Origin of the sequence: Geminicoccus roseus DSM 18922 (assembly GCF_000427665.1) — a bacterium.
In the GTDB taxonomy this organism is placed as follows: Bacteria; Pseudomonadota; Alphaproteobacteria; order Geminicoccales; family Geminicoccaceae; genus Geminicoccus; species Geminicoccus roseus.
Genome location: NZ_KE386572.1, coordinates 2,029,972 through 2,044,975, shown reverse-complemented (window position 1 = coordinate 2,044,975; position 15,004 = coordinate 2,029,972). Strand labels below are relative to the sequence as shown.

Sequence of the window (15,004 nt, the reverse complement as noted above, 5' to 3'; positions counted from 1 at the left end):
TCTATCATGACCACTCGGTGACTTGAAGCTTTTCCACGGCCGAAATCAGCCGGCACGTTTCCGGATCGGCGTGCCCGTCGATGCGGGACGGCCGGTAGCGCCGCTGGAACGCCCGCAGCGCCAGCGCCAGGGTGACGCCCGGCAGGTCCAGCGGATAGCCGATCGCCCGCAGCCCCCGCTCCGGATCGGCCGCAGCCTCGCCCTCCGGCACCGGCCAGCGGCCGATCCCGGCCAGGGCCAGCCGCCGCCAGGGAAACAGCTCCCCCGGGTCCTCCTTGCGGTGCGGGGCGATCTCGGCATGGCCCAGCACCCGGCCGCCCGGCACCGGCCAGCGGGCGAGGATGCCGCGGCAAAGCCGGATCACCGCCTGGACCTGCCGATCGGGAAACGGGCGATAGCCCCATTCGTGGCCGGGATTGACGATCTCCACCCCGATCGAGCTGCCGTTCAGGCCGACGCGCGCGCCCCAGCCGCTGACGCCGGCATGCCAGGCGCGCCTGGCCTCCGGAACCAGCGCCACCACCGACCCGTCCTCGTTGACCAGCCAGTGCGCGCTCACCGCAGCTGTCGGGTCGCGCAGCCGCGCCAGGGCATCGGCCGCCGACCGCATCCCGGTATAATGCAGGATCAGCGTATCAACGGCCGTGCCCTGCGGCCGGTCGTCCTGGTTCGGCGAGGGCAGGACCCGCGGCTCAGAACCGCTCGAGGAGCCGGTCGTAATAGTCCAGCTCCATGCGTGGCCGGCGCGGATCGCCCGAGCGCCGGTAGAGTTCCTCCAGCACCGCCCGGGCCCGGCCCAGCGCCGCCTCGTCCGGCACCGCCGTGCTGTCGGTGTCGGCGCCGCCCATGCCTTCCTGCGAGCGGCCGAGCGGGTCGCGCTGCCAGCCGGCCCGGTCGCGGCCGGGCATGCCCGGCTGGCTGCCGCTGGCACGGCCAGGACCCTGCCCCTGACCCTGTCCCATCTGCTCGCGCATCTGGTCCATGATCCCGCGGCCGGCCTCCTGCATCAGCGCCATCGCCTGCCCCTGCGGATCGGTGGCGGCGCCGGGACTGCCCTGCTGGAGCTGGCCCTCGGCGCCACGCATCTGCAGTTCCGCCTGGCCCAGCTGGTCCGGAAGCTCCATGCCCTGCTCGGCCAGCCCTTCCATGATCCGCCCGAGCTCGCGGCGCAGCATCTCCTGGAGCTGGGCGAGCTGCTGCGGGGTCATCTGCGGCTGCCCCTCCTGGCCTTGCTGCCCCTCCTGGCCCTCCTGGCCCGGCTGCTGCGCCCCGTTCATCTGCCGGTCCATCCGGAACGCCTCGTCCTGCAGCATCTGCTGGCGGCGGATCGCCTCCTGCAGGTCCGATAGGGCCTGCTCGCCCGGGGTGGGGGCGCCCTGCGGCATCGGCAGCTGCGCCTGCAGGTTCTCCATCATCTCGCGCAGCTGCGAGAGCATCTGCTCGGCCGCCTCGCGCGAGCCGCTCTTGAGCATCTCGCGGGCCCGGTCGAGCATGTCCTGGAGGTCCTGCCGGTCGACCATGTTGGGATCCGGCGCGCCCGGCGGCTGCTCGAGCTGCTGGCGCAGCGCCCGCTCCAGCGCCTCGGGATCGCGCATCGCCTCGGCCAGCGCCTGACGGGTCAGCTCGTCCAGGTAGCGGTTCATCGCCTCCTGCAGCTCGTCCATCAGCCGCTCGATCTCGGTATCGTCCCGCCCCTCGGCCAGCGCCCGCTCCAGCTCCTCCTGCAGGCGGCGCATGTCGCGCTCGGCGGTGGCCATCTGGCCTTCCTCGACGAACAGCGCCGTCTCCCAGAGCTGTTCCAGCACCGATTCCAGCTCGGCCTCGGAGATCTCGCCCCGGCGCAGCCGTTCCGCGGCACTGTTCAGCGACAGGGGCACCGAGGCCGGCAGGTCCTCCATCATCTGCGTGCCGGCCAGCTGGTCCAGCACGTCGGCCACCGCCTCCCGCTCCTGCGGGTCGGCAGCCAGATCCTTGCGCTGCTCGATGATCGCCCGGGCGACCGGATGCTCGAAGCTGCGCTCGGGCAGGGTCAGGACGATCGGCTCGGAGCGGCCTTCCTGCCCCGCCGCATCCACCGCGACCAGCACCAGGCGGACCTGGGCGCCGGCGAGCGGATGCGGGGTGGTGTCCAGGTAGGAGCGGCCCTTCGCCTCGCGCGGCTGTTCAGGCAGCGACTTCAGGGCGATCCGCTCGGGCGCCCGGCCGCCTTCGACCGGCTCGATCTCCAGGGCGACCGAGACCAGCCCGTAATCGTCGTCGCCGCTCCAGCCGATCTCCAGGGCGTTGCGCAGGGTGATGGCGGGCTCGCCCTCGCTCCGGATGCCGGGACGGCGGTCCGGCTGGGCCGCCAGCAGGAAGCGCGCGATCTCGGCACCCTCCTCGCCCTGCACGATCAGGTCGCCGTCGTGCAGCACGTCCAGGCGCGCCTCGGCGCTGGCTTCGCCCAGCCGGGTCGCCGCCAGGCTGGTGCCCTCGAACACGACCGCCGGAGCTGCCTCGCCTGGCGGCAGGTGGTGGACCTGCAGCAGGGCCTGGGAGCCGATCGGCACGATGGTGCGCTCGCCGCCCGCCTCGATCATCCGCGGCGGCAGGCGGGTATAGGCGGGCGGCTCGATCCACAGGGTGGCGGTGATCGCCTCGGCACCTTCCCGGGCGGCCACGCCCGGGACCAGCGCCTCGGTCAGGCGCTGGCCGATCCGGCCCTCCGCGTCGACCAGCGCCACCGCCAGCAACAGGACGACCGCCGCCCGGATCGCCCAGGGGTCCAGCCGTGGCAGCTGCGAGCGCGGCGGGGTGAGCCTGGTCTGCTCGGCCAGGACTGCCAGCCGGGCCTGGTGCCGCTTCCACAAGGCGCGGGTGAAAGGATCATCCCCGCCGCCGGCCAGCCGGTCGTCCAGGCCCTGCAAGGGCGCGTGGGAAAAGCCGCTGTCCGCCTCCAGCCGCTGCAGCGCCTGGCTGCGCCCTGCTGGTCGGAAGCCGCGGAAGGCGCGATAACCGGCATAAAGGAAGCTGCCGGCGAAGCCGGCCAGCACCAGCGCATGCAGTGCCGCCGGGAGCCTTGGCAGGATCCCAGCCAGGGCCAGGATCAGGAACAGGCAGAGCACCAGAAGCGGCCAGCGCGCGGCCGCCCAGAGCTGCTCGACATCGACGAACAGGCGCGCCGCCCGGATGGCCCGGTTCAGTCGGCGCGGCAGCCTCGCCGCATGCTTCGCCCCGTCCATCGGCTGCTTCCTTCTTCGGCTGGTGCAGCTCCGCCTGCCATCCCGGCTTATCCGAGCCAGCGGGGTATCACCTCGTCCTCGAACTGTAGCTCGACCGGCCGGCGCCGGGTGATCACGTCGAACTGGCTTCCATCTACCATGACCTCGGCCGGGCCTGGCCTAGAATTGTAGTCCGACGCCATCACGCTTCCATAGGCGCCGGCCTGCAGGATCGCGACCAAATCGCCTCCCTCCAGGCGCGGCAGCATCCGGCCGCGGGCAAAGAAGTCGCTGCTCTCGCAGATCGGCCCCACCACCTCGGTCGGCGCCTCGTCGCCCCGCCCGCCCTCGACCGGCTCGATGTCGTGCCAGGCGCCGTACATGGCCGGCCGGATCAGCGTGTTCATGCCGGCGTCCAGGACCAGGAAACGGTGGTCGGCGGTCTGCTTGAGATAGATCGCCCGGGTCAGCAGCACCGCCTGCTCCGCGACCAGGAACCGGCCCGGCTCCAGCACGACCGTGGCGCCGAGGCCGGCGGTGAGCCGCTTCACCATGGCGGCGTAGTCGGGGATCCGGAAGCGCGGCGGCTCCTGGTAGCGCACGCCGAAGCCGCCGCCGAAATCGATCCGGGACAGCGCCACGCCGCCGGCACGGATCGCCCGCCATGCCTCGATCACCCGCTGGTAGGCGGTCTCGAAGGGAGCCAGCTCGACGATCTGCGAGCCGATATGGCAGTGCAGGCCGACCGGCTCGACCCCCTCCATGCCGTCCGCCGCGGTCAGGATCTCCAGCGCATCCTCCAGCGGCACGCCGAACTTGTCGCCCTTGCGGCCGGTGGAGATCTTGTCGTGCCCGCCGGCCGCGACGTTGGGGTTGACCCGCAGCGCCACCGGCGCCCGCCGGCCGACCGCGCGCGCCACCTGGTCCAGCCGGTGCAGTTCCTCCACCGATTCGACGTTGAACTGGTAGATGCCGTGCTGGAGCCCCAGCCGCATCTCGTCGTCGTCCTTGGCGATCCCGGCGAACACGATCCGGTCCGGGGGGCAGCCCGCCCGGATCGACCGGGCGATCTCGCCGCCGGAAACGGTGTCCATGCCCAGGCCCATCCCGGCGAACAGCCGGAGCACCGCCAGGTGGTGGTTGGCCTTCACCGCATAGCAGATCCGGACGTCCTGGCCGGCGAAGGCCTCCTGGAGGATCCGCGCCTGCTGGCGCATCCCGTTGGCCGAATTGACGTAGACGGGCGTGCCGACCGCCTCCGCAATGTCGGTCAGCGCCACCTCCTCGGCGAACAGCCGGCCGTCCCGGCGCTGGAACATGCCGGTCATCCGTCGTTCTCGGCAGCCGCCGGCTCGGGCGGCGGAACCTCCGGGTCACCCTTCTTGCCGCAGGCGGCGGTGGCCAGGGCCAGGGCGAGCAGGGCGGCGAGGGCGAGCGGGCGCATGGCAACCATCCGGTGGGAAGGGAGGGGCATCACAGGAAACGTACCTTGGCGGCGGCGATCGCCTCCAGCACCCGGACCGGGGCGGTGCCACCCTCGCTGGTGCGGCTGGCGACCGAGTTCTCGACGCCCAGGACGGCGAAGATCCGCTGGTCGATCCGCGCGTCCACCGCCTGCATCGCGTCGAGTGGCAGTTCCTCCAGGGCGCAGCCGCGCTCCTCCGCCACCTTCACGCAGCGCGCGGCGATGCCGTGGGCGTCGCGGAACGGCACGTCGCCCTCGCGGACCAGCCAGTCGGCGAGGTCGGTGGCGTTGGTGTAGCCGACGCCGGCGGCGGCGCGCATCCTGTCCGGGAACAGGGTGATGCCTTCCAGCATGGCGGTGGTGGCGCGCAGGACCAGCTCGTAGCTGTCCACAGCGTCGAACACCCCCTCCTTGTCCTCCTGCATGTCCTTGGAATAGGCGAGCGGCAGGCCCTTGAGGACCACGAGCAAAGCCTGGAGGTGGCCCAGGATCCGGCCGGACTTGCCGCGCACCAGCTCGGCCGCGTCCGGGTTGCGCTTCTGCGGCATGATCGAGCTGCCGGAGGTGAACGCTTCCGGCATCCGCACGAAGCCGAACTGCGGCGTGCTCCACAGCACCAGTTCCTCGGCCATGCGGGACAGATGGACCGCCCCGATCGAGGCGCTGGCCAGGTAGTCCAATGCGAAGTCGCGGTCGGACACCGCGTCGATCGAGTTGGCCATCGGCCGGGTGAAGCCCAGCTCGCGGGCGGTCACCTGCCGGTCGATCGGATAGGAGGTGCCGGCCAGCGCCCCTGCCCCCAGCGGGCAGTCGGCGGCCCGGCCGAAGGCATCCCTGAACCGGGCGCGGTCGCGGCCGAGCATCTCCACATAGGCCATCATGTGGTGGCCGAAGGTGACCGGCTGGGCGGCCTGCAGGTGGGTGAAGCCCGGCATCACCGTCGCGGCGTTGCGCTCAGCCAGGTCCAGCAGGACGCGCTGCAGGTCGCGCAGGAGCGCATCCGCGCGCAGCATCGCCCGGCGGGTCCACAGCTTGAAGTCGGTGGCCACCTGGTCGTTGCGCGAGCGCGCCGTGTGCAGCCGCCGGCCCGGCTCGCCGACATCCTCGGTCAGGCGCGCCTCGACGTTGAGGTGGATGTCCTCCAGGGCCGCGGTGAAGTCGAACTCGCCCGCCTGGATCTTCTGGGCGATCCGCTCCAGCCCGGCCAGGATCTCGTCGCGGTCGGCCTTGGCGATGACGCCCTTTGCCGCCAACATGCGCGCATGGGCCGCCGAGCCTTCCAGATCCTCCTGCCACAGCCTGCGGTCGAAGGGGATCGAGGCGTTGATCGCTTCCATGAGAGGGGCCGGCCCCTCCTGGAAATGACCGCCCCACATGCTACGTCCGCTTCCGCTGCTCACGCTATTTCGCACCCAGAGGTAAAGATCGTGGACCGCCGCCGCCTGCTCCTGACCACCGCCCTCGCCAGCCTGGCCGGCTGGACGGCGAACGCCGCGGAAAAGTTCGACTTCCGCAAGCCGGACGAGCGCACGGCGCTGCCCGAGATAAAGTACCTGGACGAGAGCGGCAACGAGACCGACCTGTCGGCGCTGCAGGGCCGGGTGGTCGTCCTCAATCTCTGGGCCACCTGGTGCGCGCCGTGCCGCACCGAAATGCCCTCGCTGGACCGGCTGCAGGCGAAATACCCCAAGGAGGAGGTCCTGGTCCTGGCGCTGAGCGTCGACCGGGCGCCGGCCGAGAAGGTGCAGGCCTTCATGGACGAGGTCGGCGCCGAGCACCTGACCATCGGTCGCGACCCGACCGTGAAAGCCGCGCGGCTGCTGGGCGCTCCCGGCCTGCCGGCGACGATCGTGATCGACCAGGAGGGCCTGGAAGTCGGGCGGCTGCTCGGGATCGCCGAGTGGGACGGGCCGCAGGCCACCGCGCTGATCGATGAGCTCCTGGCCGGGTGAACCTGTGACAGATTCGCCGAGCTGACGCAGGTTTGATGGAAAGTCAGCACCATGGGATGCCTGGCCCAGGGTCAGGGGCTATGCAACCAGCGCGGGTGCCACTAGTAGGCTCGACCATCTGTTCTTCTTCCGCACGAGGTCGGGTCCACCCATGTTGAGCCGTCGCCACATCATCGCGGGCGGCCTGGCTGCTGTAGCCGCGCCTTCCATTGTCCGCGCTGCCCCGATCACCAACCGGGTCACGCAGCGTCTGGTTGTCCTGGGCGACAGCTATTCCGACCCCCTCTACGACACCGCCCAGACCTCCAAGGTGTTCCCGAGCTGGCCGGAGCTGCTGGTCAACCGCGGCCGCGCCGTCAGCATGCGCAACCTTGCCGTGTCCGGCGCCACCGCCATGGACTATAGCTCGCCGTTGAACGGGACGTTCAAGAAGCAGCTCGATACCTTCCTGGCGGCGCCCAACTATGGGCCGGACGACATCACGGTCGTCTATTTCGGCTACAACGACATCGCCCGCTACGCGGACGCGCGCTGGGCGAACCTGAACCAGGCGAAGGCCGACTTCCGGGTCGGGGTCGACCGGCTGCTTACCGCCGGCGCCGCCACCGGCAACCGCCGGCTGCTGATCACCGCGGTGCACGACTGGAGCCGGAACCCGAAGAAGCGCACCGAGTTCCTGCCGCGAACCCGCCACTGGCTGACCTTCACCTACGACTTCATCGCCCAGCGCCGCGCCACGCACCGGGGCATGCTCTGCGCCAACGTCTACCGGCGGTTCACCGACATCTTTGCCCGCCCGTTGGTGTACGGCCTGCAGAACGTCACCACCGCCGATCCGAACAACGCCGGCACCACCGCGCTGTTCTACAACGACAACCATTTTGGCGCCAAAGGCCAGCAGCTCCTGGCCGACGAGTTCAGCCGGACGCTGGACCTGGTCTGCCGGACCCGCTGAAGCTCCTCTTCGGGCGCGGTTCTGGTCAGGTGACACGGGCGGGGCAGCCAAGCTGCCCCGCCCGTTCGCTTTTCTAGCATGAGGGTCGCGTTCCGGAGAGAGCCCGAGCCTTTGACGAATGCCGAAAAAGCTCGCAAGCATGATGGAAAGCGAGAGGCTGACGGCGTGGCGATCACCCGTCGGCAGCGGGGAACGTCACCAATGGCAAAGTTGATGGGATCGTCAGGACATGGGCTCCTGACCAGCGGGCGCCGGCAGCTGATGCTGGGCGCCGCGGCGCTCGGCGCGCTCGCCGGAACCGGCCTGCGCCCCAGCCCTGCGCGGGCCGCCGGCACGCTCAAGGTCGGCACCTATGGCGGCTACTTCAAGGAAAGCTTCGACGAGCACATCTACCCGGACTTCACCGCGGAGACCGGGATCGAGGTGGAATCGGTGGCCGAACCGACCGGCGAGGCCTGGCTGGTGCAGTTGCAGACCGCGGCCCGCGCCGGCGCCGCGCCCGCTGATGTCTCGATGATGGCCCAGGTCGCCAGGCTCAAGGGCGAGAACTCGGAGCTGTGGGCGAAGCTCGACGAATCGAAGCTGCCCAACGCCCAGAACCTGCACGAGCATTTCATCCACCGCTATCCCGACGGCTCGATCAGCGGAATCGGCGCGGTATCCTGGTACGTGACGCTCGCCACCAACACCGAGGAGTTCCCCGAGGCGCCGACCTCCTGGAAGGCGTTGTGGGACGAGGACAATGCCGGCCTGCTCGGCCTGATGGCGCTGGCCCAGAACTCCTTCCTGCTGGAGATCACCGCCAAGACCTGGTTCGGCGGCACCGACATGCTGGCCGACGAGGCCGGCGTGCAGAAGGCGCTCGACAAGCTGAAGGAGCTGGTGCCGAACGTACAACTCTGGTGGCGCGACGAGGGCCAGTTCCAGCAGGCGCTGGAATCGGGCGAGATCCCGATGGGCGAGTACTACCACGACGTCACCGGGCTGGCCGCCAGCCAGAGCAAGCCGGTCCGCTCGACCTTCCCCGAGGAAGGCGGCGTGCTGGATTCCGGCTCCTGGTGCGTGGTGAAGACTTCCACCGCGCTCGACGAGGCGCATGTCTTCATCGACTACATGTGCCGCCCGGACATCCAGGCGAAGCTGGCCCGCAAGGTCGGGACCGCGCCCACGGTCCGGCGCGACACCACCGACCTCACCGCCGAGGAATTCGCCGCGGTCGGCAGCGACATCCCGCCGATCATTCCCCGCTACGACCTCTATGTCGAAAGGGACGAGTGGATCAGCCAGAAATGGAACGAGCTGATCGCAGGCTGACCATCCCGTCTGTTTCGACCGTTCGACTGCAAGGATGAGGTTGAGATGTCCGGACTGCGCGTCGACCATGTCGGCAAGTCCTTCGGCATGTTCGAGGCGTTGAAGGACATCGACCTGGACTTCCCCGACGGCAGGTTCATCTGCCTGCTGGGCCCGTCGGGCTGCGGGAAGACCACCCTCTTGCGGGTGATCGCCGGCCTGGAGGCGCCCACCTCCGGCCGGATCCTGCTGGACAACCAGGACATCACGGCCGTGCCCGCCCACCAGCGCGGCCTGGGCATGGTGTTCCAGTCCCTGGCCCTGTTCCCGCACCTGACGGTGGGCGAGAACATTGCCTACGGGTTGCGGATCCGCGGGGTCGACCCGGCGGCCCGGCGCCGCAAGGCGGAGGAACTGCTGGAGCTGGTGCGCCTGCCGGGCGTGGCCGACCGGCAGGTGTCGCAGCTCTCCGGCGGGCAGCGCCAGCGCGTCGCCATCGCCCGCGCCCTGGCCCTGGACCCCAAGCTGTTCCTGCTCGACGAGCCGCTCTCGGCCTTGGACGCCAAGCTCCGGGAGACCATGCAGGTCGAGCTGAAGCTCCTGCAGCAGCGGCTGGGCATCTCGACCATCGTGGTGACCCATGACCAGCGGGAAGCCATGACCATGGCCGACATCGTGGTGGTCATGGACCATGCCCAGGTCCAGCAGGTGGGCCCGCCGGTCGAGATCTACCGCAGCCCGGTCAACGCCTTCGTCGCCGACTTCATCGGCTCCAGCAACCTGCTCCAGGGCGTGGTCGACGCGGGCGGGGCGCTCGCGGTTGGCGAGGCGAGCATCGCCGGGGACGGCCAGCGCAAGCTGGCGAAGGGCACGAAAGCCACGGTCTCGATCCGGCCGGAGGAGGTGCTGGTCCACCCGGGCAGCCATCCAGGTCCGAACCGGCTGCCGGCAAAAGTGACCTTCGTCCGCGACCTCGGCGCCAGCGTCGAGATCATGCTGGACTGCGCCGGCACGGAGGTGCTGGCGGTGACGAGCCCGCGCGCCCGGCCGGACGTGCGGACCGGGGACGCGGTGACGGTGGAAATGCCTGAGGCGGCCTGCGTGATGCTGCCGTCATGACCGGGAAGCGCCCGCAGGGCCTGGCCGGCCACCTGCCGATGCTGTGGCCGGCGGGCATGCTGGTCCTGTTCTTCGTGGTCCCGTTCGCCATCATGCTGGCGGTCAGCTTCTTTCACCAGGTCGAGGGCGCGTTCTACGAGCCGGGCTTCGAGCTGGACAACTATGCCCGGTTCCTGAGCGCGTTCTTCGGCAGGACCCTGCTGTTCTCGGTATGGATCTCGATCCTGGCTGCGGCCCTCGTGGTCGCGGTCGGCTTCCCGTTCACCTATTTCCTGACCCGGCTGCGCCGCCGCTCGCAGGTGCCGTTCCTGGTGTTCATCCTGGCGGTGCTCTCCCTTTCCGAGGTGATCATCGGCTTCACCTGGTCGACCCTGCTCTCGCGCACCGCCGGCCTGTCCAACGTGCTGGTCTGGCTGGGGGCGCTGGCCCGGGCGGAGGCCTGGACGCCCAGCTTCGGCGCGCTCCTGATGGGGCTCTGCTACCTGGGCTTCCCTTACACCGTGCTGATCCTCTACCCGGCTTTGTCGCGCCTGGACCCGGAGCTGCCGGAAGCGTCGCGGATGCTGGGCGCCTCGCCGTTGCGCACCTTCTTCCTGGTGGTGGTGCCGGTCCTGAAGAACTCCCTGATCGGGGCGCTGATCATGGTGTTCGTGTTCAACCTGGGCGCCTTCCTGCTGCCCCAGGTGCTGGGCCGGCCGCAGCACTGGACCCTGTCGGTGCACATCACCGACCAGGCGGTGTTCCAGTCGAACATCCCGTTCGCCGCGGCCATGGCGATCTTCCTGATGCTGGTGAGCCTGGCCTTCATCGGGCTCACCATGGTGCTGGGGACCAACCGGGAGGCGCCCCGATGAGCCGGTTCGGCCGCGACCTGTTCATGGGCCTGGTCGTGCTGTTCATGGCGCTGCCGCTGCTGGTGGTGGCCGGCGTGTCCCTCAACGGCGGCCAGCAGCTGCGCTTCCCGCCGCGCGACCCGTCGCTTGGCTGGTACGCTGAGCTGTTCAACGAGCCGGCCTGGCTGAACGCCATGAGCAACAGCCTGATCATTGCGTTCAGTTCCGCTGCCCTGGCGGTCCTGATCGCGTTCCCGCTGGCCTGGTTCATCTGGCGGTGGCGGGTCGGCTACGGCAAGCTGCTCTATGGGCTCGGGGTGGCGCCGTTCACCCTGCCGCCGGTGATCACTGCCCTGGGCTTCCTGGTGTTCTGGGTGAGCGTCGGCCTGTACGGCTCGATCGTCGCCACCATCGTCAGCCACGCGATCTTTTTCGTCACCCTGCCGCTGGTGATGATCAGCCTGGGCCTGAACGCCATCGACCGGCAGCTCCTGGAGGCGGCCACCACCATGGGCGCCGACGAGGCGACCGTGTTCCGGACCGTCACCCTGCCCCTGGTGCGGCCCTACCTGATCTCCGGCTACGCCTTCGCCTTCGTGCTCAGCCTGAACGAGTACATCGTGGCCTACATGGTGGCGGGCTTCACCGTGGAGACGCTGCCGATCAAGATCTTCAACAGCCTGCGCTACGGCTACACTCCCGTCATGGCGGTGGTGGCCGTGGTGTTCGTGCTGCTGGCGACCGTGATCTTCGGGCTGATCGCGCGCTTTGGCGACCTGCCCAAGCTGCTCGGCGCCTGGTCCAGGGACTGACCATCATGACCACCACCGGCGAAGTCCTGGTCCGCCTGCTGGAGGCCCACGGCATCGAAATCGTGTTCGGCATCCCTGGCGTGCACACGGTCGAGCTTTATCGCGGTCTGCCCGCGACCGGGCTTCGCCACGTCACCCCGCGCCACGAGCAGGGCGCCGGGTTCATGGCCGACGGCTATGCCCGCGCCACCGGCCGTCCGGCCGCCTGCTTCACCGTGACCGGCCCGGGCGTCACCAACATCCTGACCGCCATGGGCCAGGCGTATGGCGACAGCGTGCCGATGCTGGTGGTCTCCAGCGTCAACCGCACCGACCAGCTGGGCATGGGGCGCGGCGCCCTGCACGAACTGGCCGCGCAGCGCGACCTCGCCGCCCAGGTCAGCGCGTTCAGCCACACGATCCTCTCGCCCGACCAGCTGCCCGAGGTGCTGGCCCGCGCCTTCGCCCTGTTCCGCAGCAGCCGGCCGCGCCCGGTCCTGATCGAGATCCCCACCGATGTGATCCGTGCCGAGGCCGGCCATCTCGACCTGACGGTGCGCCCGGCGCCGGAGCCGCCCGGCCCGGGGCCGGCCGCCATCGCCCGGGCAGCCGAGCTGCTGCGCCAAGCCGTGCGGCCGCTGGTGGTGCTGGGCGGCGGTGCGGTGGAGGCCGGCGAGCCGGCCCGGGCGCTGATCGAACTGCTGGGCGCCACCTTCACCAACACGGTCAACGCCAAGGGCGTGATGCCGCCGGGCCATCCTTTGCATCTGGGCGAGAATCTGGGCTTCCAGCCCCTGCGCCAGGCGCTGCGCGAGGCGGACGTGGTGCTGGCGGTGGGCACCGAGTTCGGCGAGACCGAGATGTATCCCGATCCGCAGGAACTGGCGTTCGACGGCCGGTTGATCCGGATCGACATCGATCCAGGACAGCTGGCGCGCATACGGACAGCCGACGTGCCGATCGTGAGCGATGCCCGAACGGCGCTGGACGCGCTTCTGCAGGCGGTCCGGGCGCCCAATCTGGCCGGGGACGGTCGGGAACGGGCGATGAAGGTCCGCACGGAGGTCCAGGCCCTGTGGTGGCCCGCCATTGCCGGCCAGCGGCGGGTCCTGGACGCGGTCGACCGGGCGCTGCCCGGGGCGGTGATCGCCGGCGACCAGACCCAGCCGGTCTATGGCGGCAACCAGTTCTACGCCCCTGCCCGGCCGCGCTCCTGGTTCAACGCCTCCACCGGCTACGGCACGCTCGGCTATGCGCTGCCGGCGGCGATCGGGGCGAAGCTGGCGGTCCCGCACCGCCCGGTGCTGGCGCTGATCGGCGATGGCGGCTTCCAGTTCACCCTGCCCGAGCTGGCCTCCGCGGTGGAAGCGCAGGTGCCGATCGTGATCCTGCTCTGGAACAACCGGGGCTATGGCGAGATCAAGACCTATATGAACGAGACAGGGGTGCCGCCGATCGGCGTCGAACTGGTGACGCCGGACTTCGTGGCGATCGCCCGGGCCTATGGCTGCGCGGCGGATCGGGCCACCGGCCTCGATCACCTGGACGCGCTGCTGCAGGCTTCGGTCGGGCGCAGCGTCCCGACGCTGATCGAGATCGACGAGGCGGCGCCGTTTCTGGCTGCTGAAGGATGACGACGATGCGGGTGAGGCTGTTCCAGGGACCGCTGAAAGCAGGAACGCCGGCGGAGAACCTGGAGCACATGGCCGAGGTGGCGGCGCGCCAGGAAGGCGGGCTGCTGGTCAGCCCGGAAATGTTCCTGTCCGGCTACAACATCGGCCGGGAAGCGGCGGCACGGCTGGCCGAGCCGGTCGATGGGCCGTCGGCGCGACGGGCAGCGATGATCGCCAGGGCCACCGGCACCGCCCTGCTGTACGGCTACCCCGAGCGCGGAGAGGACGGGCAGGTCTACAACGCCGCGATCCTGATCGACCGGACCGGCCGGACGCTGCTGAACTACCGCAAGTGCCACCTGTTCACCGACCTGGATCGCGCGATGTTCCAGCCGGGTCCGGCGCATGCCCCGGTGGTCGAGCTGGACGGGATCCGGGTGGGCGTCCTGATCTGCTACGACGTCGAGTTTCCGGAGGCGGTTCGGGCGCTGGCCCTGGAGGGCGCGCAGCTGGTGGCGGTGCCGACTGCGCTGATGCAGCCCTACGACGTGATCGCGCGCACCATCGTCCCGGCCCGCGCCATCGAGAACCAGGTCTTCATCGCCTATGCCAACCATTGCGGGCGGGAAGGCGAACTCGACTATTGCGGGCTGAGCTGCGTGGTCGGCCCCGAGGGCCAGGACCTTGCCCGTGCCGGCCGCGGCGAGGAGGTGGTCGGCGCCGAGATCGACCTCGCCATACTGGACCGCTCGCGCCCGCTCTACACCTATCTCGCCGACCGCCGGCCGGAGCTGTACGCGCCGCTGGCCCACGGAGACCCTGCATGACCTTCAACCAGCCGCTCGGTGGCAACGAGATGCCGCGCTTCGCCGGGCCGGGCACGATGATGCGCCTGCCGGCCGCCGCATCCGCCGAAGGCCTGGATGCCTGCTTCGTCGGGATCCCCATGGACATCGGCGCCTCGCACCGGGCCGGGACCCGGTTCGGGCCGCGCCAGATCCGCCAGGAATCGACGATGATCCGGCCCTACAACATGGCGACCCGGGCCGCCCCCTTCGACAGCCTGCAGGTGGCGGACATCGGCGACATCCCCACCAACACGTTCGACCTGAAGAAGTCGGTCCAGATCATCGAGGACCATTACGACCGGATCCTGGCGACCGGCTGCATCCCGCTGGGTCTCGGCGGCGACCACACCCTGGTCTACCCGATCCTGCGCGCGGTCGCGAAGAAGCACGGGCCGGTCGGGCTGATCCATGTGGATGCCCATGCCGACATCAACGACGAGATGTTCGGCGAGAAGATCGCGCACGGGACCCCGTTCCGCCGCGCGGTCGAGGCCGGCGCCATCGACACGAAGCGGGCCATCCAGATCGGCCTGCGCGGCTCGGGCTATGCCGCCGACGATTTCGACTGGCCGCGCCAGCAGGGCTTCCGGGTCGTCCAGGCCGAGGAGTGCTGGCACAAGTCGCTGGTGCCGCTCATGGCCGAGGTCCGCGCCATGATGGGCGACGGCCCGGTCTACATGAGCTTCGACATCGACAGCCTGGACCCTGCCTTCGCGCCTGGCACCGGCACGCTGGAGGTGGGCGGGCTCACCATCTGGCAGGCCCTGGAGATCGTGCGCGGCTGCCGGGGCCTGAACCTGGTCGGCTGCGACCTGGTCGAGGTGTCGCCTCCCTACGACCAGGCCGGAACCACCGCGCTGGTCGCGGCCAACATCCTGTTCGAGATGCTGTGCGTGCTGCCGGGGGTCCAGTACCGGAGCTGAGGGGGCCGACCG

14 protein-coding genes are annotated in these 15,004 nt (G+C 70.1%); 9 read left to right on the top strand and 5 right to left on the bottom strand.

What is annotated here, in order from left to right; all coding sequences use genetic code 11:
* Positions 1–4 precede the first annotated feature (4 nt).
* From GEMRO_RS0110665 to argH, 5 genes are read right to left on the bottom strand one after another with little or no spacing between them, the layout of a single operon-like run.
* On the bottom strand, positions 5–682 hold the full coding sequence (locus tag GEMRO_RS0110665; RefSeq protein ID WP_027133968.1) for an N-acetylmuramoyl-L-alanine amidase: 678 nt from the start codon (positions 680–682) through the stop codon (positions 5–7).
* A gap of 10 nt (positions 683–692) precedes the next feature.
* Entirely contained in the window at positions 693–3,221 is a 2,529-nt protein-coding gene (locus GEMRO_RS0110660) for a TIGR02302 family protein (protein ID WP_027133967.1), read from the bottom strand.
* Positions 3,222–3,268: 47 nt separating this feature from the next.
* Positions 3,269–4,528, bottom strand: a complete 1,260-nt coding sequence (gene lysA / locus GEMRO_RS0110655; RefSeq protein WP_027133966.1) for a diaminopimelate decarboxylase — start codon at positions 4,526–4,528, stop codon at positions 3,269–3,271.
* Entirely contained in the window at positions 4,525–4,644 is a 120-nt protein-coding gene (gene lptM / locus GEMRO_RS35235) for an LPS translocon maturation chaperone LptM (RefSeq protein WP_240476657.1), read from the bottom strand. The genes lysA and lptM overlap by 4 nt, the downstream gene beginning before the upstream one ends.
* Before the next feature lie 29 nt (positions 4,645–4,673).
* Positions 4,674–6,041: an argininosuccinate lyase gene (gene argH / locus GEMRO_RS0110645; RefSeq protein WP_051328934.1), complete on the bottom strand. Its 1,368-nt coding sequence runs from the start codon at positions 6,039–6,041 to the stop codon at positions 4,674–4,676.
* 51 nt (positions 6,042–6,092) lie between these two features.
* Here argH and GEMRO_RS29000 point away from each other — a divergent pair, with 51 nt between their 5' ends.
* The 9 genes from GEMRO_RS29000 (at position 6,093) to speB (ending at position 14,992) form a co-directional block, all read left to right on the top strand.
* Complete coding sequence (locus GEMRO_RS29000) at positions 6,093–6,617, top strand: TlpA family protein disulfide reductase (protein ID WP_169728361.1); 525 nt, start codon at positions 6,093–6,095, stop codon at positions 6,615–6,617.
* A 151-nt stretch (positions 6,618–6,768) separates the two neighbouring features.
* Complete coding sequence (locus tag GEMRO_RS0110635) at positions 6,769–7,572, top strand: SGNH/GDSL hydrolase family protein (protein ID WP_027133964.1); 804 nt, start codon at positions 6,769–6,771, stop codon at positions 7,570–7,572.
* A 201-nt stretch (positions 7,573–7,773) separates the two neighbouring features.
* Positions 7,774–8,886, top strand: coding sequence for an ABC transporter substrate-binding protein (locus tag GEMRO_RS0110630; RefSeq protein ID WP_035485126.1), 1,113 nt, complete (start codon positions 7,774–7,776; stop codon positions 8,884–8,886).
* 45 nt (positions 8,887–8,931) lie between these two features.
* On the top strand, positions 8,932–9,984 hold the full coding sequence (locus GEMRO_RS0110625; RefSeq protein WP_027133962.1) for an ABC transporter ATP-binding protein: 1,053 nt from the start codon (positions 8,932–8,934) through the stop codon (positions 9,982–9,984).
* Complete coding sequence (locus GEMRO_RS0110620) at positions 9,981–10,838, top strand: ABC transporter permease (protein ID WP_027133961.1); 858 nt, start codon at positions 9,981–9,983, stop codon at positions 10,836–10,838. Before GEMRO_RS0110625 ends, GEMRO_RS0110620 begins: the two co-directional genes overlap by 4 nt.
* Positions 10,835–11,629 (top strand): ABC transporter permease, encoded by a 795-nt coding sequence (locus tag GEMRO_RS0110615; RefSeq protein WP_027133960.1) that lies wholly within the window; start codon positions 10,835–10,837, stop codon positions 11,627–11,629. Before GEMRO_RS0110620 ends, GEMRO_RS0110615 begins: the two co-directional genes overlap by 4 nt.
* Positions 11,630–11,634: 5 nt before the next feature.
* Entirely contained in the window at positions 11,635–13,242 is a 1,608-nt protein-coding gene (locus tag GEMRO_RS0110610) for a 5-guanidino-2-oxopentanoate decarboxylase (protein ID WP_027133959.1), read from the top strand.
* 5 nt (positions 13,243–13,247) lie between these two features.
* Positions 13,248–14,048: a carbon-nitrogen hydrolase family protein gene (locus GEMRO_RS0110605; protein WP_027133958.1), complete on the top strand. Its 801-nt coding sequence runs from the start codon at positions 13,248–13,250 to the stop codon at positions 14,046–14,048.
* Entirely contained in the window at positions 14,045–14,992 is a 948-nt protein-coding gene (speB, locus tag GEMRO_RS0110600) for an agmatinase (RefSeq protein ID WP_027133957.1), read from the top strand. Before GEMRO_RS0110605 ends, speB begins: the two co-directional genes overlap by 4 nt.
* Positions 14,993–15,004 lie beyond the last annotated feature (12 nt).